General features: G+C 66.4%; 21 protein-coding genes. 14 read left to right on the top strand and 7 right to left on the bottom strand.

The annotated features are described in order from the left end of the window. The first annotated feature begins 43 nt into the window (after window positions 1-43). The 10 genes from ACFFJC_RS03840 (at window position 44) to ACFFJC_RS03795 (ending at window position 9,811) form a co-directional block, all read left to right on the top strand. Window positions 44-298: an exodeoxyribonuclease VII small subunit gene (locus tag ACFFJC_RS03840; RefSeq protein ID WP_379486157.1), complete on the top strand. Its 255-nt coding sequence runs from the start codon at window positions 44-46 to the stop codon at window positions 296-298. A 3-nt stretch (window positions 299-301) separates the two neighbouring features. Next, window positions 302-1,207: a polyprenyl synthetase family protein gene (locus ACFFJC_RS03835; RefSeq protein WP_379486156.1), complete on the top strand. Its 906-nt coding sequence runs from the start codon at window positions 302-304 to the stop codon at window positions 1,205-1,207. Continuing rightward, window positions 1,207-1,731, top strand: a complete 525-nt coding sequence (gene coaD / locus ACFFJC_RS03830; RefSeq protein WP_379486155.1) for a pantetheine-phosphate adenylyltransferase — start codon at window positions 1,207-1,209, stop codon at window positions 1,729-1,731. The genes ACFFJC_RS03835 and coaD overlap by 1 nt, the downstream gene beginning before the upstream one ends. Window positions 1,732-1,839: 108 nt before the next feature. Next, entirely contained in the window at window positions 1,840-2,532 is a 693-nt protein-coding gene (locus ACFFJC_RS03825) for a peptidylprolyl isomerase (RefSeq protein ID WP_379486154.1), read from the top strand. A 52-nt stretch (window positions 2,533-2,584) separates the two neighbouring features. Further along, a complete protein-coding gene (queA, locus tag ACFFJC_RS03820) occupies window positions 2,585-3,613 on the top strand; it encodes a tRNA preQ1(34) S-adenosylmethionine ribosyltransferase-isomerase QueA (RefSeq protein WP_379486153.1) in 1,029 nt (342 codons plus the stop codon). 147 nt (window positions 3,614-3,760) lie between these two features. Further along, window positions 3,761-4,723 carry an ABC transporter ATP-binding protein gene (locus tag ACFFJC_RS03815; protein WP_379486152.1) on the top strand — a complete coding sequence of 321 codons (963 nt, stop codon included), beginning with the start codon at window positions 3,761-3,763 and terminating at the stop codon, window positions 4,721-4,723. Then, entirely contained in the window at window positions 4,720-5,493 is a 774-nt protein-coding gene (locus ACFFJC_RS03810; RefSeq protein ID WP_379486151.1) for an ABC transporter permease, read from the top strand. The genes ACFFJC_RS03815 and ACFFJC_RS03810 overlap by 4 nt, the downstream gene beginning before the upstream one ends. 17 nt (window positions 5,494-5,510) lie before the next feature. Continuing rightward, window positions 5,511-6,542, top strand: coding sequence for a DUF481 domain-containing protein (locus ACFFJC_RS03805; RefSeq protein WP_379486150.1), 1,032 nt, complete (start codon window positions 5,511-5,513; stop codon window positions 6,540-6,542). A 19-nt stretch (window positions 6,543-6,561) separates the two neighbouring features. Beyond that, window positions 6,562-7,692: a tRNA guanosine(34) transglycosylase Tgt gene (tgt, locus tag ACFFJC_RS03800; protein WP_379486149.1), complete on the top strand. Its 1,131-nt coding sequence runs from the start codon at window positions 6,562-6,564 to the stop codon at window positions 7,690-7,692. Between the two features lie 79 nt (window positions 7,693-7,771). Then, a complete protein-coding gene (locus ACFFJC_RS03795; protein ID WP_379486148.1) occupies window positions 7,772-9,811 on the top strand; it encodes a S9 family peptidase in 2,040 nt (679 codons plus the stop codon). Between the two features lie 35 nt (window positions 9,812-9,846). On the opposite strand, the gene ACFFJC_RS03790 is transcribed toward ACFFJC_RS03795, so the two are convergent. The 6 genes from ACFFJC_RS03790 to ACFFJC_RS03765 form a co-directional block, all read right to left on the bottom strand. Further along, the gene (locus tag ACFFJC_RS03790; protein ID WP_379486147.1) at window positions 9,847-10,053 is read right to left on the bottom strand and encodes a hypothetical protein; all 207 of its coding nucleotides are present in this window, start codon (window positions 10,051-10,053) and stop codon (window positions 9,847-9,849) included. Window positions 10,054-10,215: 162 nt separating this feature from the next. Beyond that, a complete protein-coding gene (rpsD, locus tag ACFFJC_RS03785) occupies window positions 10,216-10,830 on the bottom strand; it encodes a 30S ribosomal protein S4 (RefSeq protein WP_379486146.1) in 615 nt (204 codons plus the stop codon). A 275-nt stretch (window positions 10,831-11,105) separates the two neighbouring features. Further along, window positions 11,106-13,133 (bottom strand): RNA polymerase sigma factor RpoD, encoded by a 2,028-nt coding sequence (gene rpoD / locus ACFFJC_RS03780; RefSeq protein ID WP_379486145.1) that lies wholly within the window; start codon window positions 13,131-13,133, stop codon window positions 11,106-11,108. A 42-nt stretch (window positions 13,134-13,175) separates the two neighbouring features. After that, complete coding sequence (gene dnaG, locus ACFFJC_RS03775; RefSeq protein ID WP_379486144.1) at window positions 13,176-15,053, bottom strand: DNA primase; 1,878 nt, start codon at window positions 15,051-15,053, stop codon at window positions 13,176-13,178. Further along, entirely contained in the window at window positions 15,053-15,427 is a 375-nt protein-coding gene (locus tag ACFFJC_RS03770; protein ID WP_379486143.1) for a hypothetical protein, read from the bottom strand. Before ACFFJC_RS03770 ends, dnaG begins: the two co-directional genes overlap by 1 nt. Window positions 15,428-15,436: 9 nt before the next feature. After that, entirely contained in the window at window positions 15,437-15,889 is a 453-nt protein-coding gene (locus tag ACFFJC_RS03765; RefSeq protein WP_379486142.1) for a GatB/YqeY domain-containing protein, read from the bottom strand. 163 nt (window positions 15,890-16,052) lie between these two features. On the opposite strand from ACFFJC_RS03765, the gene carA reads away from it, so the two are divergent. The 4 genes from carA to greA all read left to right on the top strand — a co-directional run bounded on the left by carA (window position 16,053) and on the right by greA (window position 21,722). Next, complete coding sequence (carA, locus tag ACFFJC_RS03760) at window positions 16,053-17,219, top strand: glutamine-hydrolyzing carbamoyl-phosphate synthase small subunit (protein ID WP_379486141.1); 1,167 nt, start codon at window positions 16,053-16,055, stop codon at window positions 17,217-17,219. Between the two features lie 148 nt (window positions 17,220-17,367). Continuing rightward, the gene (locus ACFFJC_RS03755; RefSeq protein WP_379486140.1) at window positions 17,368-17,751 is read left to right on the top strand and encodes a hypothetical protein; all 384 of its coding nucleotides are present in this window, start codon (window positions 17,368-17,370) and stop codon (window positions 17,749-17,751) included. Between the two features lie 36 nt (window positions 17,752-17,787). Further along, window positions 17,788-21,111, top strand: coding sequence for a carbamoyl-phosphate synthase large subunit (gene carB, locus ACFFJC_RS03750; protein ID WP_379486139.1), 3,324 nt, complete (start codon window positions 17,788-17,790; stop codon window positions 21,109-21,111). A gap of 134 nt (window positions 21,112-21,245) precedes the next feature. Further along, complete coding sequence (gene greA, locus ACFFJC_RS03745; RefSeq protein ID WP_379486138.1) at window positions 21,246-21,722, top strand: transcription elongation factor GreA; 477 nt, start codon at window positions 21,246-21,248, stop codon at window positions 21,720-21,722. Window positions 21,723-21,854: 132 nt separating this feature from the next. On the opposite strand, the gene ACFFJC_RS03740 is transcribed toward greA, so the two are convergent. Beyond that, window positions 21,855-22,076, bottom strand: coding sequence for a DUF4170 domain-containing protein (locus ACFFJC_RS03740; RefSeq protein ID WP_379486137.1), 222 nt, complete (start codon window positions 22,074-22,076; stop codon window positions 21,855-21,857). Window positions 22,077-22,095 lie beyond the last annotated feature (19 nt).

Raw genomic sequence — 22,095 nt, 5'->3', positions numbered from 1 at the left:
CTTCGACCTTGACCGGCCTGTGCGAGGTCGCCATTGCTGCCGCATGGATCCCGAGACCCAGACCATCGAGAAACTGAGCTTCGAAGACGCCCTGCGCGCGCTGGAAACCATCGTGCGCCGGCTGGAGAGCGGCGATGTCCCGCTAGAGGATTCCATATCGCTCTACGAAGAGGGCGAGCGGCTGCGCCAGCACTGCCAGAAGCGCCTCGACGCGGCGCAGGCGCGGATCGAGCGGATCGTGCAAGGGCCGGACGGCACTGCGGCCGGCACACAGCCCTTCGACGCGCCGGACCGCTGACGCGTGGTGGTGGGGGAGACCGACTCGGTTCTGGCGGAGGGCCTCGCGCGCATCGCCGTCGAGATCGACAGCGCCTTCGACGCCCTGCTGCCCGTTCCGGCAGACGCGCGGGCGCGGCTGGTCGAAGCGATGCGCTATGCCGCGATCGGCGGGGGCAAGCGGCTGCGCCCGCTGCTGCTGGCCTCCGTGGCGGAGATGTACGGCGTCCAGCGCGAGGCCGCGATCCGCGCCGGCGTCGCGATCGAGGCGATCCACGTCTATTCGCTGATCCACGATGATCTGCCGTGCATGGACGACGACGCCCTGCGCCATGGCAAGCCCACGCTGCACATCGCTTTCGATGAGGCCACGGCCGTCCTCGCCGGCGATTCGCTCCACGCCTTCGCCTTCGAGGTGCTGGCCGATGCGGCGACGTGCGCCGATCCGTTCACCCGCATCGAACTGGTGCAGACCCTCGGCCACGCGAGCGGCGCGCAAGGGATGGCCGGCGGGCAGATGATGGACCTCGTCGCCGAGAGCAGCGAGTTCGACCTCAACACCGTGACGCGGCTGCAGCAGCTCAAGACCGGCGCGCTGCTCGGCGCGGCGGTGGAGATGGGCGCGATCCTGGGGCGCATCCCGCCCGAGGGCCGCACGCATCTGCGCGGCTATGCCCGTGACATCGGCCTGGCCTTCCAGATTGCCGACGACCTCATCGACTTCGAGGGCGACGCCGCGATCGCCGGCAAGGCCGTCGGGAAGGACGCGGACGCCGGCAAGGAGACCTTCGTCTCGCTGCTCGGCCCCGAGCGGGCGCGCGAACAGGCCCGGATGCTGGTCGAGCAGGCGGTCGGGCATCTCGTCCAGCACGGGCGCGAGGCGGACCTGCTGCGCAGCGTCGCGCGCTACATCATCGAGAGGGATCACTGATGGCATCCGCCGGGCAGGAACGCATCGGGGTCTATCCGGGCACGTTCGACCCGATCACGCTGGGTCACGCGGACATCATCCGGCGCGGCGCCAAGCTGGTCGACCGGCTCATCATCGGCGTCACGACGAATCCCTCCAAGAACCCGCTGTTCACACCCGAGGAGCGCATCGCGATGGTGGAGCGCGAGGCGGCGGCGCTGGGCATCGGCAACGTCTCGGTGGTGGGCTTCAACGCGCTGCTGATGAAGTTCGCGCAGAAGCAGGGCGCCAGCGTGATCGTGCGCGGGCTGCGGGCGGTGGCCGATTTCGAGTACGAATACCAGATGGCGGGCATGAACCAGCAGCTCAACGCCACCATCGAGACCGTGTTCCTGATGGCCGACGTGGGCCTGCAGCCGATCGCGTCCAAGCTGGTGAAGGAAATCGCGATGTTCGGGGGCGACATCGCCAGGTTCGTCAGCCCGGCGGTCCGCGACGATGTCGTCGAGCGGGTCGCGCAGAACGGGCTAATGGGGGACTACTGAATTTTGCCGGCAGGTCCTGCACGCGCAGGAAATCGTTCATTGTGTCGACAGCGGCGCCGCTCTATCGCGTCCGCCTGCGGATCGGCCGTATTGCCCAGTGAGAACCAGATGAAGTTTCGCCTTCCCTTGACCGCGTTGTTCATCGGCGCCGCGCTTGCGGCCAGCCAGGCCGTAGCGAAGGACAAGGAGCCGGTGACCCCCGCGCCCGCCGCGCTGCCGACGGTCGTGGACGCCGATGTGACCCACGATCCCGAAAACGTCCTCCTGCTCGACCTCTCCAACGGTGGCCGCGTCGCCATCCGCCTGATGCCGCAGTGGGCGCCCCACCATGTCGAGCGCATCAAGACGCTGGCGCAGCAGGGCTTCTACAACGGCATCATCTTTCATCGCGTGATCGACGGGTTCATGGCGCAGACCGGGGACCCGACCGGAACCGGGCAGGGCGGCTCCGAGCTTCCCGACCTGGAGGCGGAGTTCAACGCCATGCCGCACTTGCGCGGCACGGTGTCGATGGCGCGCACCAACGAGCCGAACAGCGCCAACAGCCAGTTCTTCATCGTGTTCTATCCCCGCTTCGCGCTCGATCGCAAGTACACGGTCTTCGGCCGCGTGATCGCCGGCATGAACTACGTGGACACGATCCAGCGCGGCGAGCCGCCCGAGAACCCGACCAAGATCGTCCAGGCCTCGCTCGCCTCGCAGAACAAGGTGGCGCCGGTCGCCCCCGTGGTGCCCGCTGCCACGCCGGCGTCGCCTGCGACGCCGACCGCGGCCGAGCTGAGCCGATCGAAGTCCGACTGAGCGGCCGACCGCGAGGCTTGTCCATCGCCACCGGCTGGTCTAGCGCGCGGCGATGCGCGTTGACCTGTTCGACTTCGATCTTCCCACCGAACGCATAGCCCTGCGCCCCGCCTCGCCGCGCGATGCGGCGCGGATGCTGGTGGCGCAAGGGCCCGCGGGCCTCGCCGACCGCCATGTGCGGGACCTTCCATCCGTGCTGCTGCCGGGCGACGTCCTGGTGTTCAACGACACCCGCGTCATCCCCGCGCAGCTCGAAGGCCTGCGGGGCGAGGCGCGGATCGGCGCCACACTGCACAAGCGGATCGACCTGCGCCGCTGGCAGGCCTTCGTGCGCAATGCCAAGCGCCTGAGGGAAGGCGACCGGATCGCCTTCCCGGCTGACGTCACGGCCGTGGCCGAGGCGCGCCACGACGACGGCAGCTGGACGCTCGCCTTCGCCGGCGACGAGCCCGTCGAAGTCCTGCTCGAGCGCGCCGGCCGCATGCCGCTGCCGCCCTACATCGCCGGCAAGCGCCCCGCCGACGAGGCCGACGCCAGCGACTACCAGACCATGTTCGCACGCGAGAAGGGCGCCGTCGCCGCGCCCACTGCCGCGCTGCACTTCACGCCGGACCTGGTGGCAGCGCTCGAGAGCGCCGGGATCGGGCGTGAGACGCTTACGCTCCACGTCGGTGCGGGAACGTTCCTGCCGGTCAAGGCCGAGGATACCGCGGAGCACCGGATGCACGCGGAATGGGGTCGCATCGACACCGCCACCGCCGACCGTCTCAACGCGGTACGGGCGGGCGGCGGCCGGCTCATCGCGGTCGGCACGACCTCGCTCCGCCTCCTGGAAAGCGCGACCGGCGAGGATGGCGTGATCCGCCCCTTCGAAGGCGACACCGCGATCTTCATCACCCCTGGCTACCGCTTCCGCGCCGTCGACGGACTGATGACCAACTTCCACCTCCCCCGTTCGACGCTGTTCATGCTGGTCTCGGCGCTAATGGGGCTGGAGCGGATGCAGGGCGTCTACGGCCATGCGATCGCCGAGAGGTACCGCTTCTACAGCTACGGGGATTCCAGCCTGCTGATCCCATGATCGGAAGGGCGGCATGAGCGGGTGCGGATCGGGAACGGTCCTACGCCGTTCGCCCGCGACATGGCGCGGCCTCGCTCACTGCTGCGATGCGATAAAAAGTACACGCAGAGGGTTGGAACGCAGCCGTTCCAGCGCCATTCATGCGCGATGCAATCCATTCTCGAGATCCGGGGTCTGACCAAGACCTACAAGGGCGGGCTCACTGCGCTGCAGGGCGTGGACCTCAGCATCAACAAGGGCGAGATCTTCGCGCTGCTCGGCCCCAACGGAGCCGGCAAGACGACGCTGATCGGCGCGGTGTGCGGGCTGGTCCGGCCGACCTCGGGCACGATCCACGCCTTCGGAGAGGACATGGGCCGCCACTGGCGGACCTTGCGCGCCCGGGTCGGCCTGGTGCCGCAGGAGCTGGCGACCGACATGTTCGAGCCGGTGCTGCGCTCGGTCACCCACTCGCGCGGGCTCTTCGGGCTACCGCCGAACCCCACGCTGATCGAGGAGATCCTGCGTGCGCTGAGCCTCTGGGAGAAGCGCGACGCGCAGATCCGCACGCTGTCGGGTGGCATGAAGCGGCGCGTGCTGATTGCCAAGGCGCTGGCGCACGAGCCGGAACTGCTGTTCCTGGACGAGCCCACCGCCGGCGTCGACGTCGAGCTGCGGCGCGACATGTGGAAGCAGATCGCCCGCCTGCGCGAGCGCGGGACCACGGTCATCCTGACCACCCACTACATCGAGGAAGCCGAGGAGATGGCCGACCGCGTCGGCATCATCCGCAAGGGCGAGATCCTGATGGTGGACGAGAAGACGGCGATGATGGAGCGCCTGGGCCGCACCGAAGCGCTCATCACCCTGGCCGCGCCGCTGGGGCAAGTTCCCGAGGTTCTGTCGGCCTACCCTGTTTCGCTGGTGCAAGAGGGCAGGGTGCTCTGCTACCGCGGCGGCGGCGGGGAAGGGGCCGCTGCCGGCACGGCGGAAGTGGCCGAGGTGACCAAGGCGCTGACCCGCGCCGGCATCGACTACACCGCCATCGACATCCACGAGTCGAGCCTGGAGGACATCTTCGTCAACCTGCTCGAAGGGCCGGACGCTCCCTCCCAGGAGGCTGCAGCATGAACCTGTTCAACGCCCGCAGCGCCTGGACCATCTACAAGCAGGAACTGATGCGCGCATTCCGCACGGCGCTGCAGTCCATCCTGGCGCCGGTACTGACCACCACGCTGTACTTCGTGGTGTTCGGCGCGGCCATCGGCGGGCAAATGAGCGGAGAGACGGGCGGGGTGAACTACGGCGCGTTCATCGTGCCCGGGCTGCTGCTGCTGACGCTGCTGGGGGAAAGCACCTCGAACGCCAGCTTCGGGATCTACATGCCGCGCTTCACCGGAGCGATCTACGAGCTGCTGTCGGCCCCGGTCGGCGTGGCGGAGACGCTAGTCGGCTTCGTCGGAGCCGCGGCGACGAAGTCGCTGATCCTGGCTGCGATCATCCTGGCGACGGCCAGCCTCTTCGTCGACTACTCGATCGCGCATCCGGTCTATGCCTTCTGCTATGTCCTGCTCGTCTCCGCCAGCTTCTCGCTCTTCGGGTTCATCCTGGGCATCTGGGCGGACAGCTTCGAGAAGCTGACGATCGTGCCGATGCTGATCCTGATGCCGCTGACCTTCCTGGGCGGGACCTTCTATTCGGTCGACGTCCTGCCCGAACCCTGGCGCTCGGTGGCGATGGCCAACCCGGTGGTCTATCTCGTCAACGGCCTGCGCTGGACGTTCTACGGCAGTTCCGACGTGCCGATCGCGCTGTCGTTGGGATTGACGCTCCTGTTCCTCGCCTTGTGCGTCGGCCTCATCACCTGGATATTCAGGACCGGGTGGCGTTTGCGTACGTAACCGGTTACCGTACCGCCATGACGATGCGCCGAACGGTTCTCGCCAGCCTTCCCCTCCTCGTGTTCGCCGCTCCCGCCCAGGCGCAGGAGGCGATGGAGGACGCGCCGTTCGTGGCGGCCGAGCCGCCGCCGCCGCTGGTGCTGGACCTGCCGCCCTATCCCGAAGTGGTGCCTTTCGTCCCTGCCGGACCTCCGCGACTGGCGCGTGAGGTCCGCACCATGCTGGAAGCCGCGATGAAGACCGACGACACCGCCGCGGTGGCGGCGTTGGTCAAGTTCGCCGTGCAGACCCAACCCTACGACAAGGACGAGATCCGGGATCTCCACCGCGCGTATCTCGACCGGCGGGCGCGCGAGCTGGCCGCCAAGACCGAGGCGGAGCTGGCCCGGATCCGCGCTTCGGGCGTGCTCGACCTGTGGAAGGGGCAGGTGGAGCTTGGCGCCTTCCGGTCCACCGGCAACACCGACAACTTCGGCTTCACCGCCGCGTTCAAGTTCGACCGCAAGGGTATCGACTGGGAGCACATCGTCCAGGCCCGCGCGGACTACCAGGAGGATCGCGGCACGGTCACGCGGGAGCAGTATTCCGCCGGCTACCAGCCGCGCTACACGCTGAACGACGGCCTGTTCACCTACGGGCGGCTTCAGTACGAACGCGACAGGATCCAGGGCTTCGAGGAGCGCTACTCGGCGTCGGGCGGTCTGGGCTATCGCGTGATCGAGCGGCGCAACATGACGCTCTCGCTGGAGGCCGGTCCTGCGCTGCGCCGCACCAACTACGTCGAGGAGCCGAACGAGACGACCTGGTCGGTGCTGACCTCGGTGGACTTCGACTGGACGATCAATCCCACAATCAAGCTGACGCAGGACGCCAGCAGCTATCTCGGCTCGGACAACAACACCTTCACCTCGCTGACGGGGCTGGAGGCCGGGATGGCGAAGGGGCTCAAGGCCAAGCTCTCCTATTCGATCGAGCATGAGACCTCGCCGCCGATCGGCGCGCTGAAGACCGACACGATCTCGCGCTTCTCGCTGGTCTACGGGTTCTGATGCGGGTAACGGGCGCGGCATGAATCCGCGTTTCCAGTTCACCATCCACGCCACCGAGGCCAAGGCGCGCACCGGCACGATCCGCATGCGCCGCGGTGAGATCCGCACCCCCGCCTTCATGCCCGTCGGCACCGCTGCCACGGTCAAGGCGATGAAGCCGCAAGACGTGCGTGCGACCGGCGCCGACATCCTGCTGGGCAACACCTATCACCTGATGCTGCGCCCCGGTGCCGAGCGGGTGGCGCGGCTGGGCGGGCTGCACGCGTTCATGAACTGGCACCGCCCGATCCTCACCGACAGCGGCGGCTACCAGGTGATGAGCCTGTCGGAGCTGCGCAAGATCACCGAGGAAGGCGTCACGTTCGCCAGCCACATCGACGGCTCGCGCCACATGCTCAGCCCCGAGCGCTCGATGGAGATCCAGCGGCTGCTCGGCTCCGACATCGTCATGTGCTTCGACGAATGCCCCAAGGTCGACCAGTCGCGCGACGTCATTGCCCGCTCCATGGAGATGTCGATGCGCTGGGCCCGGCGCAGCCGCGTGGCCTTCGACACGGGCGGGGCGCATGCCGAGGCCGCGGCCTTGTTCGGCATCCAGCAGGGCGCGCTCGACGAGGAGCTGCGCCGGACCAGCGCGGAGGCGCTGACCGAGATCGGCTTCGACGGCTATGCGATCGGTGGCCTCGCGGTGGGAGAGGGGCAGGAGGCGATGTTCGCCACGCTTGACTTCGCACCCGGGCAGCTGCCGCAGGACCGCCCGCGCTACCTCATGGGCGTGGGCAAGCCGGACGACCTCGTCGGCGCGGTCGAGCGCGGCGTCGACATGTTCGACTGCGTGCTGCCCACCCGCTCGGGCCGCAACGGACAGGCATTCACCTGGAGCGGGCCGCTCAACATGCGCAACGCCCGCCACGCCGAGGATACCGGACCCGTGGACGCGCGTTGCGGCTGCCCCGTCTGCGCGACCTATACCCGCGCCTACCTGCACCACCTGATCCGCGCCGGGGAGATGCTGGGAGCGATGCTGCTGACCGAGCACAACCTCTGGTTCTACCAGCAGCTCATGCAAGGCATGCGCGACGCGATCACCGCCCAGCGCTTCGCCACCTTCGCGGCCAATTTCAGGCGAGACTACTTCGCCCCTCGCTAGCCAGGGAGCTGCGGCGGTCCAAGCGGTCACGAGAGCCGTGAGGCGGTAAGGCGTTGAAGCGCTGCACGAACGGATTGATTTGTCACTTGCGGGTTCTACCGTAGCGCCGGTTTTGACATCTGAATCGGGGGGATTCATGACATTCTTGAAGTGGCTGTGCGGCACAGCGCTGGCGGCGCTTGCCGTCCAGTCCGTATCGGCGGACGAAATCAGCGAAGCCGCCGCAAAGTTCGGTGCGCGTCCTTCGGTGCTCGACCTCGGCATCTCCCCGAATGGAGAAAAGATCTTCATTATCGGGACCCGCATCGACGGCGGCGAAAATGCCATCGTCGTCGACCTTGCCACCACCCACGCCGTGCCCATCCTGTCCTCGGCGGGCGGTACGGAAAAGCTCACGCACTGCCAGTTCATCATGGACGATCGCGTGGTCTGCGGCATCTACGTCTTCGAGCGTACCGGCGGCAGCGTGGACGCGGCGACCAGGCTGGCGACCATCTCCGCCGATGGCAAGGACATGAAGAAGTTGTCCGCGCCGACGAGGATGTCCGCCTACTATCGATCCGGCTACGGCGGCGGCATCATCGACTACAATGTAGCGGACGACCCACGCTCGGTCCTGATGGTGCGCCACGTCGCCCCCGAAGTCACGTCGAGTTCGCTGGTCGCAAGCAAGGAGCGGGGCCTGACGGTGGAAGCTGTCGACGTCTATTCGCTCAAGCGGCGGGTCGTGGAGCCGCCGCGCGACGTTGCTGCATTCCAGACCGACGGGCTCGGAAACGTTCGAATCATGGAAACGATGCCGGTCAATACGTCCGGTTACGTCGAACCTCGCAGCAACTACTTCGTCCGCCCCGTTCCGGGAGGCGACTGGCAAAGGCTCTCGACGGTGACCTATGACAGCGGCAAGAGCCGTGGGTTCGAGCCGATCGCCGTGGCTCCGGAGCGCAACTCGATCATCGGCTTCGACGACTACCAAGGCAGGAAGGCGCTGTTCGAAAAGCCGCTGACTTCCGGCGGCGAGGCGAAGGTCCTGCTTGCCCATCCCAGGGCCGATGTCGACGGGCTGGTCCGGATGGGCCGCGACCAGCGCATCGTCGGCGTGACCTACGCCACGGAAAAGCGCTACGTTGAATACTTCGACAAGGAACTGGCCGCGCTCGCCGCGTCGCTCCGGAAGGCGCTGGTCGGCAACCCGCAGATCAGCATCATCGATGCGAGCAAGGACGAGAAGCGGCTGATCCTCTTCATCGGCAGCGACGTTGATCCCGGCCAATACTACATGTTCGACAAGGCCACCAAGAAGCTCTCGCCCATCATGGGTGTGCGCGAGAACCTGGGCGGGGTGAAGTTCGGCGAAATGAAGCCCGTTACCTTCCCCGCGGCCGACGGCACCCAGATCCCGGGTTACCTGACGCTGCCACCCAATAGCACCGGCAAGAACCTGCCGGCGATCGTCATGCCGCACGGCGGCCCGGCCGCGCGCGACGAATGGGGTTTCGACTGGCTGGTCCAGTATTTCGTGACGCAGGGGTATGCGGTCCTGCAGCCGAATTACCGGGGTTCGACCGGCTATGGCTCGGGCTGGTTCCAGAAGAACGGCTTCCAATCGTGGAAGACCGCCATTGGGGACGTGAACGACGCCGGCCGGTGGCTCGTCTCACAGGGCATAACCTCCAGCGACAAGCTCGCGATCGTCGGCTGGTCCTACGGCGGCTATGCCGCGCTGCAATCGGCCGTGCTCGACCCCGATCTCTACAAGGCCGTCGTCGCGATCGCGCCCGTGACCGACCTTGAGGTGCTGAAGGGCGAATCGCGCTACTACAGCAATCACCGTATCATGGAGAACTTCATCGGCAGCGGCCCGCACATCGCGGAGGGATCCCCGGCGCGGCATGCCGACAGGTTCAAGGCACCGGTGCTGCTGTTTCACGGCGACCTGGACATGAACGTCGGCGTCGAGGAATCACGCCTCATGAACAGCAGGCTGAAAGCTGCCGGAAAGTCGGTGGACTACGTCGAGTTCAAGAGCCTCGAACATCAGCTGGACGACAATGCCGCCAGAACGCAGCTGCTCGCGAGCACCGATCGCTTCCTGCGCCGCACGCTTGGCGTGAAGTGAAGGGGAGCGGGCGGTAGCAGCCCGCCCGTCACGTGTCAGGCTGCTGCGCGGATCTCTCCGTGGGTGACCGGTACGTCTTCGTCGATTGTCGTTTCCATCATGGTCTCGACGTAGGCGACGAAGCGGCCGGTCATGCGGTCGAAGAACCCGGCGCCGATTTCACAGGCATGGCGCTGGGCGGTCTGCAGGTCGGGATACCATTTTCCGGTGCGATGGGGTGTTACGAAACGGTAGCGTGTCATGGTGACCGGATAATGCGCCGGGACCGGCGGCAGTTCCCAAGTGACCAGAAATCATAACTTTTTCTCTGGCGCACGGGGTATTGACCGGCCTCTCGCGGATACGAAAAAGGGCGATCCCGAAGGACCGCCCCCTTTTGTGTTCGGCTTGCCGATGTGACCGGATCAGCGCGAGTAGAACTCGACCACCAGGTTCGGTTCCATCTTCACCGGGTAGGGCACTTCGTCGAGCGTCGGAACGCGGACGAAGGTCACCTTGTCGGTGCCGTCCTGGGCCACGTAGTCGGGCACTTCGCGCTCGGGCAGGTTCTGCGCCTCGATCACCAGCGCCATTTCCTTGGCCTTGTTGCCCAGGCTGATGACGTCACCCACCTTCACGCGACGCGAGGCAATGTTGCACTTCACGCCGTTGACGCGAATGTGGCCGTGCGAGACGATCTGGCGGGCCGAGAAGATGGTGGGCGCGAACTTGGCGCGGTACACGACCATGTCCAGACGCTGCTCGAGCAGGCCGATCAGGTTCTGGCCGGTATCGCCCTTCATCGAGGACGCTTCCTGGTAGGTGCGCTTGAACTGCTTCTCGGTCACGTCGCCGTAGTAGCCCTTGAGCTTCTGCTTGGCGCGCAGCTGGATGCCGTAGTCGGACAGCTTGCCCTTGCGGCGCTGACCGTGCTGGCCAGGACCGTAGCTGCGGCGGTTCACCGAGCTCTTGGGACGGCCCCAGATGTTCTCGCCCATGCGGCGATCGAGTTTGTACTTGGCGCTCTGGCGCTTCGACATGCGTCAACTTTCCGTTCTGCTGCCGCGCCGCCACTGTGGCCGCGCGATCCGTATGTTTCCCGGGGTGCACCACCTGGCCTATTGCGCCGGGCGCGGCCGCCGCTTCACCGGGATGCGGGGCCGAATGGACGGACCTGCGAAGAGCAGGCGCCACGTGAAGGGCTGCCCCTTACGGACTTGAGCCGGAATGTCAACACATCGCTGCGGGCGCGGACACGGCGGCTTCGCCAGGAGCTGCCGGCGGCATGAAAAACCCCGCCGAAGCGGGGTTCCTCTTACTGGTCCAGGAAGGAGCGCATCTTGCGGCTGCGGCTCGGGTGCTTGAGCTTGCGCAGCGCCTTGGCCTCGATCTGGCGGATGCGTTCGCGGGTCACCGAGAACTGCTGGCCGACCTCCTCGAGGGTGTGATCGGTGTTCATGCCGATGCCGAAGCGCATGCGCAGCACGCGCTCTTCACGCGGGGTGAGCGAGGCGAGGACACGGGTGACCGTTTCCTTGAGGTTCGCCTGGATCGCCGCGTCCACGGGGATGATCGCGTTCTTGTCTTCGATGAAGTCGCCGAGGTGCGAATCCTCCTCGTCGCCGATCGGCGTCTCGAGCGAGATCGGCTCCTTCGCGATCTTCATCACCTTGCGCACCTTCTCCAGCGGCATGGAGAGGCGCTCGGCCATTTCCTCCGGAGTGGGCTCGCGGCCCTGCTCGTGCAGGAACTGGCGGCTGGTGCGCACCAGCTTGTTGATCGTCTCGATCATGTGGACCGGGATGCGGATCGTGCGCGCCTGATCCGCGATCGAGCGCGTGATCGCCTGCCGGATCCACCAGGTGGCATACGTCGAGAACTTGTAGCCGCGACGGTACTCGAACTTGTCGACCGCCTTCATCAGGCCGATGTTGCCTTCCTGGATGAGATCCAGGAACTGCAGGCCGCGGTTGGTGTACTTCTTGGCGATCGAGATCACCAGGCGCAGGTTCGCCTCGACCATCTCCTTCTTGGCGATGCGCGCCTCGCGCTCGCCCTTCTGGACCATGTTGACGATGCGGCGGAACTCGGGAAGCGCCATGCCGGTCGCGGCAGCGATGTCGGAGACCTCGGAGCGGATGCGCTCGACGGCATCCGCCTCGGCCTCGGCGAAGGCCGCCCACTTCTTGTCCTTCTTCCCCATTTCGGGAAGCCAGGTGTCGTCCAGCTCGCGGCCGACGTAGGTCTCCAGGAAGTCGGCCCGCTTCACCTTGTGACGCTCGGCCAGGCGGAGCATCTGGCCACCCAGCGTCGTCAGGCGGCGGTTGAAGGCGTAGAGGTTGTCGACCAGGTACTCGATCTTGGTCGCGTGGAACTGGACCGATTCCACCTGCGCGGTCAGGTCCTCGCGCAGCTGCTGGTACTGCTCTTCCTTGGCACCGGGGAAGTCGATGCCCAGCGCCAGCGATTCGAGCCGCTCGTTCTGCAGGCGCTCGAAGTTCTGGAACAGCTCGGTAATGAGCGCGAACTTCTCCAGTGCCTCCGGCTTGAGCGCGGCTTCCATCTGGGCAAGGCTGAGGGTGTTGTCCTCCTCCTCTTCCTCGGCCTGGCGCTTGGGGATCGGATTGCCGTCCTCGTCGACGTCGTCGGTGGATTCCTCCTCGACGTCTTCCTCCTCCTTGAAGGAGGGGCCAGCGGTCTTCTCGGAGATCTCGCCGTCGTCGTCGCCTTCGCCGTCCTCGTTCAGGTTCTCCGGCTGCGGCTCCTTGGAGAGCATGGCGTCGAGATCGAGAATCTCGCGCAGCTGCATTTCGCCGTTGTTGAGCGCCTCGGACCACTGGATGATGGCATGGAAGGTGATCGGGCTCTCGCACAGGCCCAGGATCATCATGTCGCGCCCGGCCTCGATGCGCTTGGCGATGGCGATCTCGCCCTCGCGGCTCAGCAGCTCGACCGCGCCCATCTCGCGCAGGTACATGCGCACCGGATCATCGGTGCGCTCGACCGTTTCCTTCTTCTTGGCGTCGACCATGACGCGCGGCGAGACTTCGTCGCCATCGCTGTCGTCGGCGTCGTCCGCCTCGCGGTCGTCCTCCTGGGCGCCGTCGGCGTCCTCGTCGCTCTCGACGATGTTGACGCCCATCTCGGAGATCGCAGCCATGATGTCCTCGATCTGCTCGGAGGACATCTGGTCTTGCGGAAGCGCCTCGTTGAGCTCGTCGTACGTGATCACGCCGCGGCGCTTGGCACGAGCGATCAGCTTCTTGATCGACCCTTCGTTGAGGTCGATCAGCGGCGCATCGGTGCCGTCGTTGTCTGCGCCGTTGGTGTCGTTCTTGCTCATTCGTCCGCCGTTATCCCGTGCCGTCGTTAGGTGATTATACAATCACGACGCATGTCTGGTCGCCATTTGCCTGAGGCGAGTATCAAATTCCAGCTTTCTCTCGCGCAGCCGTTGCTGCTCGGCGAAGGTCTCGTCCGTGAACTCGCGTTCGTGGCGCTCCGTGGCGGCCCGTAGGGCCTCGTCGAGCACCGGTCGTTCGATCAAAAGCTGTATGGCCTGGGTCAGTTCCGCCTCCGACCTCCCGAGGTCGGCATCAGCCTCGAGGAAGCCGAAACGAAAACCCGAGTAGTCCGACGGCACCGGAAGCTCCGAGCCATTCTCTTGTAATATGGTCCGCAGTGTCTCGCTTTCAAGCGGTTGGCCGGCGCTGCAGCAGTCGAGCAGGGCCCAGAAGCGGGGATCGAGGCCGGGCGTGCGCGCCAGCGCCTCGGCGAACCGGGGAAGGAGCGCGGGGTGACGGATCAATCCCGCGAGCACGGCGGCCGAGAGACCGTCACGCGTCCCGCTGCCTGTATAGCGGCTGTTGAGGCGGCTGATCGATTCGGGCGAGGACGGGGCGGGGGCAGGGCGGCCGTTCCACTTGCTCCCGGTGCGGGCGCTCTGGCGTCCGGCCGGGAACCCGGGGGCGCCGCCCTGCTGCCAGCGGCTCTCGCGCCGGGGGAAGGCGAACTCGGAATAGCGGTCCAGCAGCTCGCGGCGATAGAGCCCGGCGATGTCGGGGTGCTGGATCGCGTCGACGTGCGCCATGAGCCGCGCCTTGAGGCCGGCCTTGTCCTCGGGCGTGCTGAGCGGCACCGCGTCACGCTCGGCCTCCCAGAGCACTTCCACCAGCGGCCGCGCCTTGCCGAGGAGATCCTCCATGGCGCGCGCTCCCTGGGCCTTGACCAGGTCGTCGGGGTCGAGCCCCTCGGGCAGGCGGACGATGCGCAGCGAGTGCGCGGGCCGCAGCAGCGGAAGCGCACGGGTGATCGCGCGCATCGCCGCGCGCTGGCCGGCCGCATCGCCGTCGAAGCACAGGACCGGCATCTCCACGTGCCGCCAGAGCATCTCGATCTGGTGCTCGGTGAGCGCGGTGCCCAGTGGCGCGACGCATTCGGCGATCCCCGCCGCGGCGAGCGCGATGACGTCCATGTAGCCTTCGACCACCACCATCCGGCCCGACTGGCGCGCGGCGGGCGCCGCGCGGTGCAGGTTGTAGAGCGTGCGCCCCTTGTCGAAGAGCGGTGTATCGGGCGAGTTGAGGTACTTGGGTGCCTCGGTCTTGCCCTTGGCGAGGATGCGGCCGCCGAACGCGATCACGCGCCCGCGCGCATCCTCGATCGGCAGCATCAACCGCCCGCGAAAGCGATCGTAAGGATCGCGCTCCTCCACCGCGATACGCAGGCCGGCTTCGACCAGCATGGTCTCGGGAAAACGCGAGAGCGCTTCCTTGAGCGCCTGCCGGCCTTCCGGCGCATAGCCGAAGCCAAACCGCTGGACGGTATGCGCATCGAAGCCGCGCGTGGCGAGATAGGCGCGCGCTTCGGCCCCTTCCGGCGCGGACAGGCTGGCGCGGAACCATTCCTGCGCCGCCGCCATCACGTCGTGGAGGCTGTCGCGCTTTTCCGCGGCGCGCGCCATCTTCGGATCCGGCGCCGGCACATCCATGCCCGCCTCGGCAGCGAGCTCCTTGACCGCGTCCATGAAGGCGAGGCCCTGGTGGTCGGTCATCCAGCGAATCGCATCGCCATGGGCGCCGCAGCCGAAGCAGTGGTAGAAGCCCTTCTCGTCGTTGACGTAGAAGCTGGGCGAATTCTCGTTGTGGAACGGACAGCACGCCCTGTGCTCCCGCCCCGCCTTCTGCAGGCGCACGGACCGGCCGACCAGCGCCGAGAGCGTGGTGCGCGAACGCAGCTGGTCCAGCCACTGGGGCGTCAGCATCAGGCCTGCTCCCCGCAAGACACGGACACAGGTTTGCGGCGGAAGATCTCGGTGACTTGAGCCTCAAAGGGCGGAAACAGCACGGCCGCGCGCCATTCATCGTTCAGGCTCAGCCGGGACTCGAGCATGGCGAGCCATTTCTCGAAGCCGGCCATGTCCTCGTCCAGTTCGATGATGCTGCCGGCGTGCTGTACGAGCAGGCACAGCCGGTCTACGATCAGATCGTCCCGCTTGAAGGCCGTGACGGCCTCGATCTCCCGCCAGGCCACCTTGTGGGACGTTCGCCTCAGCCGAATCCCGAAGCCTGCCTCATCGGTGTCGATGGCGGCGACGTTGCGCAGCCGCCAGTCGAGGGAGCGCTTGAGGAGGCCCATCGCAGCGGCTCAGGCGAGCGCCGCCTTCACCCATCCGCTCGCCTTGCTCATGTCGAGCACGGTACCGTGGCGGGCCTTGAGCTCGGCCATGACCTTGCCCATGTCCTTCATGCCCGAAGCGCCGGTCTCGGCCTTAATCGCTTCGATCGCGGCCTTGGTCTCTTCCTCGGACAGCTGCGCGGGGAGGAAGGTCTCGATCACCTCCAGTTCGGCCTGCTCCTCAGCCGCCTTCTCCGGCCGGCCGCCCTGCTCGAAGAGCTGGATCGATTCGCGGCGCTGCTTGACCATCTTCTGGAGCACGTCGATCACCAGCTCGTCGTCGTCCGGGAGAGAGGCGGCGGTGCGCAGCTCGATGTCGCGATCCTTGATCTTGGCGAGGATGAGCCGGACGGCGGCGAGGCGGGGCTTGTCGCCGGCCTTCATGGCGGAGACCTGCGCGGCCTTGATCGAATCACGAAGCATTGTTTTCCTGAACGTCTGGAGTGGATGGGAAGGGTTCCTGCGGCAAAACTAGCAACCCGCGCGCCGTTTTGCACCTCTGTGCCTTGACGCCATGCACAACCCTCTCTAGCGGCAGCGTCTTAGCACACAACGTCTGAAACGCCGTAGAACGGAGCGACCCACCATGGCCGACGCCGCAAATTCGCTTGCGCCCAAACCCGAAGGGGCGACGGGCGTGCTCGTCCTCAGCGACGGGCACGTCGTCTGGGGCCGTGGCTTCGGTGCCGTCGGTGAAGCCGTGGGCGAGGTCTGCTTCAACACCAGCATGACCGGCTACCAGGAAGTGATGACCGATCCCTCCTACGCGGGCCAGATCGTGACCTTTACCTTCCCGCACGTCGGCAACGTCGGCGTCAACGAGGAGGATCTCGAGTCGAAGGTGGACGGCGCCGTCGGCTGCGTCGTGCGCGAGGACGTGACGCCTTCGTCCAGCTTCCGCGCCGCCGGCGAGTACGGCCAGTGGCTGGCGGAGAAGGGGAAAGTCGGGCTCGCTGGGGTCGATACCCGCGCCCTCACGCGGCGCATCCGAGTGAACGGCGCGCCCAATGCCGTGATCGCCCACGATCCCGAAGGCAACTTCGACATTCCCGCGCTGGTCCGCCGCGCCCAGGAGTGGCCGGGGCTGGAGGGTATGGACCTCGCCAAGATCGTCAGCCGCGAGATCCAGGAGGGCTGGGAAGGCTCGGTCTGGACGCTGGGGCAGGGCTACGGGAACGGCGAGGGCGAGGCTCGTCCCCACGTGGTCGCCATCGACTACGGCGCCAAGGACAACATCTTCCGCAACCTGGTGAAGGCCGGCGCGCGCGTCACCGTCGTCCCGGCCGAGACATCGCTGGAGGACATCCTGGCGCTGGAGCCGGCGGGCGTGTTCCTGTCGAACGGCCCCGGTGACCCGGCGGCGACCGGTGTCTATGCCGTGCCGGTGATCCAGGCCCTGCTGGAGCGCGACATCCCCGTATTCGGCATCTGCCTGGGTCACCAGCTGCTCGGCCTGGCGGCCGGCGCCCGCACCAGCAAGATGTTCCAGGGGCATCGCGGCGCCAACCACCCGGTCAAGCGCCATGCCGATAACGTGGTCGAGATCACCGCGATGAACCACGGCTTCGCGGTGGACAACACCTGCCTGCCGGACAATGTCGAGGAGACCCACGTCTCCCTGTTCGACGGCACCAACTGCGGCATCTCGATCAAGGGCAAGCGCGCTTTCGGCGTGCAGTACCACCCCGAGGCGAGCCCCGGTCCGCAGGACAGCTTCTACCTGTTCGAGAAGTTCGTGGGGATGCTCGGTTGATGGCAGCCTGGGTCGAGACCCGCTTGGCGGCGACCGTGCCGTCTCCCGCATCGGCGATCAATGCCGGCGCGGCCAAGCGAGCTTTCGACCCGGCACCGCACTGCGCCTATGCAGTCAGGCACCTGACAACAAGCAAGGTGCCCGAAGCATGACCGACATCATCGACCACATGATCGCCTACTATGTCGCCGGTCCGGCCAACGACCTCGAAATCGCGACCCGCTGGTATCCCTATGGCGAGCTCGGCCTCATCATCGAGGACAAGTTCTCCATCGCGACCCGCAAGTTCGGTCCCAAGGTGCGCAAGCACGCCAAGGAAGCCGGAAAGACGTTCCTCGACGCGATGATCGCCAAGGGGGCGTGGGAGACCAAGGAAAACGAGTACGGCGGCCGGATGCACCAGTTCCAGTCCGCCCGCTTCAAGGACGCCGTGCGCGAGCAGCAGGCGGGCGACCCCATCATCCAGAAGGCGAAGGCCGATCCCGAGTACTGGGACAAGGCTTTCGGCGACCTGGTGGCCCAGGCCACCTGATCGACACCAAAGACACACAGGACACCCAGGACAGCCATGCCCAAGCGCACCGACATCTCCTCGATCCTCGTCATCGGCGCCGGCCCGATCGTCATCGGCCAGGCCTGTGAATTCGACTATTCGGGAACGCAGGCGATCAAGGCGCTGAAGGAAGAGGGCTACCGGGTCGTCCTGGTGAACTCCAATCCGGCGACGATCATGACCGATCCGGACATGGCCGATGCCACTTACGTGGAGCCGATCACGCCCGAGATCGTCGCGCGCATCATCGAGAAGGAGCGCCCGGACGCGGTGCTCCCGACGATGGGCGGGCAGACGGCCCTGAACTGCGCGCTGGCGCTGTTCAACGACGGCACCCTGGAGAAGTTCGGCGTCACGATGATCGGCGCCGATGCCGACGCCATCGACAAGGCGGAGGACCGCCAGCGCTTTCGCGAGGCGATGGACAAGATCGGGCTCGAGAGCGCCCGCTCCGGCGTGGCCCACACGCTGGAAGAGGCTTACGCGGTGCTGGAGCGCACCGGCCTGCCTTCGATCATCCGCCCCAGCTTCACGCTGGGCGGCACCGGCGGCGGCGTGGCCTATAACAAGGCCGAGTTCGAGGCGATCGTGCGCTCGGGCCTCGATGCCTCGCCGACCACCGAAGTACTGATCGAGGAATCGCTGCTCGGCTGGAAGGAGTACGAGATGGAAGTCGTGCGCGACAGGCACGACAACTGCATCATCATCTGCTCGATCGAGAACGTCGACCCGATGGGCGTCCACACCGGCGATTCCATCACCGTCGCACCGGCGCTGACGCTGACCGACAAGGAATACCAGATCATGCGCACCGCCTCGATCGAGGTGCTGCGCGAGATCGGCGTCGAGACCGGCGGCTCGAACGTGCAGTTCGCGGTGAATCCCAAGGACGGCCGCCTGATCGTCATCGAGATGAACCCGCGCGTTTCGCGCTCCTCGGCGCTGGCCTCCAAGGCAACCGGCTTTCCGATCGCGCGCGTCGCCGCCAAGCTGGCGGTGGGCTACACGCTCGACGAGATCATGAACGAGATCACCGGCGCCACGCCCGCGGCATTCGAGCCGACGATCGACTACGTCGTCACCAAGATCCCGCGCTTCGCCTTCGAGAAGTTCAAGGGCGCGAAGAATGACCTGACCACCGCGATGAAGTCGGTGGGCGAGGTCATGGCGATCGGCCGCAACATCAAGGAGTCGATGCAGAAGGCCCTGCGCGGCCTCGAGACCGGCCTCGACGGCTTCAACCGCGTGACCGCACTGGAAGGGGCCGGACGCGACGTCATCGTCGCCGCGCTCTCCAAGGCGACGCCCGAGCGCCTGCTGCACGTGGCTCAGGCCTTCCGCGAGGGCTTCAGCGTGGACGAGGTCCATGCCATCACCCATTACGACAAGTGGTTCCTGCGCCACATCGAGGAGATCATCGCCGAGGAGGCGAAGGTCCTGCAGGACGGCCTTCCGGTCGATGCTGAAGGTCTGCGCAGGCTCAAGGCGATGGGCTTCTCCGACAAGCGTCTGGCGACGCTGGCGGTGCGCTCGGTGGGCGTTGCCGGCGGCCTCGGCGAGACCCAGGCCAAGCGCTCCGGCCTGCTGCACGATGCGCTGCGGGCGATGGCCGGCGCCACCAGCGAGAAGGAAGTGCGCCAGCTGCGCAGCAAGCTGGGGGTGCTCCCGGTGTTCAAGCGCATCGACAGCTGCGCGGCCGAGTTCGAGGCGGTCACGCCCTACATGTACTCCACCTACGAAGCCCCGATCTTCGGCGCGCCTGAGGACGAGGCAATGCCGTCGGATCGGCGGAAGATCGTGATCCTGGGCGGCGGTCCCAACCGCATCGGCCAGGGCATCGAGTTCGACTATTGCTGTGTCCACGCGTGCTTCGCGCTGGCCGAGGCGGGCTACGAGACGATCATGGTCAACTGCAACCCGGAGACCGTCTCGACCGACTATGACACCTCCGATCGCCTCTACTTCGAGCCGCTTACCGCGGAGGACGTGCTCGAGATCCTGCGTGTCGAGCAGCAGAAGGGCGAGCTCGTCGGCGTCATCGTCCAGTTCGGCGGCCAGACGCCGCTCAAGCTGGCGCAGGCGCTGGAGGATGAGGGCATCCCCATCCTCGGTACTTCGCCCGATGCGATCGACCTTGCCGAGGACCGCGAGCGTTTCGCCGCACTCGTCACCAAGCTGGGCCTGCGCCAGCCCGCCAACGGCATCGCGCGCAGCCGCGACGAGGCGGTGAACGTCGCCAACCGCATCGGCTATCCGGTCCTCATGCGCCCGAGCTACGTGCTGGGCGGTCGCGCCATGGAGATCGTGGACAGCGAGCAGCAGCTGGACGACTACATCGCCACCGCCGTCCAGGTCTCGGGCGACAGCCCGGTGCTCATCGACCAGTACCTGCGCGATGCGATCGAGTGCGACGTCGACGCCTTGTGCGATGGCGACCAGGTGGTCGTCGCGGGCGTCATGCAGCACATCGAGGAAGCGGGCATCCACTCGGGCGACAGCGCCTGCACGCTGCCGCCCTACAGCCTTCCGCCCGAGATCATCGCCGAGATGGAGCGCCAGGCTGAGGCGCTCGCCTTCGGCCTTGGCGTGCGCGGCCTGATGAACATCCAGTTCGCCGTAAAGGACGGGGAGGTCTACCTCATCGAGGTGAACCCGCGCGCCTCGCGCACCGTGCCGTTCGTCGCCAAGGCTATCGGCCAGCCGGTTGCCAAGATCGCCAGCCGCGTCATGGCCGGCGAGAAGCTGGCGGACTTCCCGCCGTTCAAGCGCGACCTGCCCTACATGGCGGTGAAGGAAGCGGTGTTCCCCTTCGCGCGCTTCCCCGGTGTCGATCCGGTGCTCAGCCCGGAGATGAAGTCCACGGGCGAAGTCATGGGCATCGATGCAGACTTCCCGACCGCTTTCGCCAAGGCGCAGCTGGGCGCAGGCATGAAGCTGCCGACCGAGGGCACGGTGTTCGTCTCGGTCAAGGACAGCGACAAGCCGATCATCCTGCCCGCCATCCGCACGCTGATCGCTCAGGGCTTCCGCGTGATCGCCACATCCGGCACGCAGCGTTACCTTGCGGAGGCAGGCCTGCCGGTGGACGTGGTCAACAAGGTCGCAGAAGGGCGTCCGCACATCGTCGACAAGATCGTCGATGGCGAGATCGCACTGATCGTCAACACCACCGAAGGATGGCAGAGCCTCAAGGACTCGCAGTCGATCCGCGCATCGGCGCTCACCGGCAAAGTCTCGATCTTCACCACCGCGGCGGCGAGCGTTGCTGCGAGCGAGGCGATTGCGACGATTCGCGGGAGCCAGCTTGAAGTACGTTCGTTGCAGGACTACTATAGCTGAAATCGATCTTGCCTCCCAACATCGCTGCGGATCGGCCTGGCTCCAAAACGGTATCAAGCCGCGGGGCCGGGACAGGAAACTAGTCGCCGCCGATGCGTTGAGGGCCGGGAGGCAACAGGAGGAACAGACGAGTAATGGCAAGTATCGAAAAGCTGCCGATGCTCGCGGAAGGCTACGAAAGGCTGACCGCGGATCTCAAGGCGCTTCGTGAGGAGCGTCCGCGCATTGTTGACGCCATCGAAGAAGCGCGCGCTCACGGCGACCTTTCGGAGAATGCCGAGTACCATGCTGCCAAGGAGCGGCAGGGCCAGGTCGAGGCGACCATCGCCGACCTCGAAGACAAGATCACCCGCGCACAGATCATCGACCCGACCTCGCTGTCGGGGGACAAGATCATCTTCGGCGCCACGGTCACGCTTCTCGACGACGATGAAAAGCCGGTGAAGTACCAGATCGTCGGCCCTTACGAGGCCGACGCCAAGGTGGGCCGGATCAGCTACAACTCGCCGCTCGGCAAGGCACTCATCGGGCGCCGCGTCGACGACGAAGTCGAAGTGACGGTGCCTTCTGGCGACAAGTTCTACCTGGTTCAGAAGATCGAGTTCATCTGAAGCTGCGGTGGCAGATCCGGGCGATGCGTTCGCCCGGGTCGTCGCTTTCACCTCAAACGCTGCGCTTCAGTTCTCGCGTTGCAAAGAAAAGGCCGGCATTTCGCCGGCCTTTTTTGCGCTTGGGGGGAAGGCTCAGCCTTCGGAGAGGTCGGGCTCCAGCAGACGGTGCAGATGGACGATCACGTACTTCATCTCCGCGTCGTCGACCGTGCGCTGGGCATTCGCCTTCCAGGCTTCCTGTGCGGACGCGAAATCGGGGAAGACCCCGACCATGTGCATGTCCTGGAGATCGACGAAATCGAGGCTGCGCGGGTCCTTGACCCGGCCGCCCATAACGAGGTGAAGCTTCTGCATGGGAGAGGGCCGCTTTCCT

Origin of the sequence: Novosphingobium soli, assembly GCF_042432915.1 — a bacterium.
Lineage (GTDB): Bacteria > Pseudomonadota > Alphaproteobacteria > Sphingomonadales > Sphingomonadaceae > Novosphingobium > Novosphingobium soli.
This window is presented reverse-complemented; position numbering and strand designations above follow the sequence as displayed.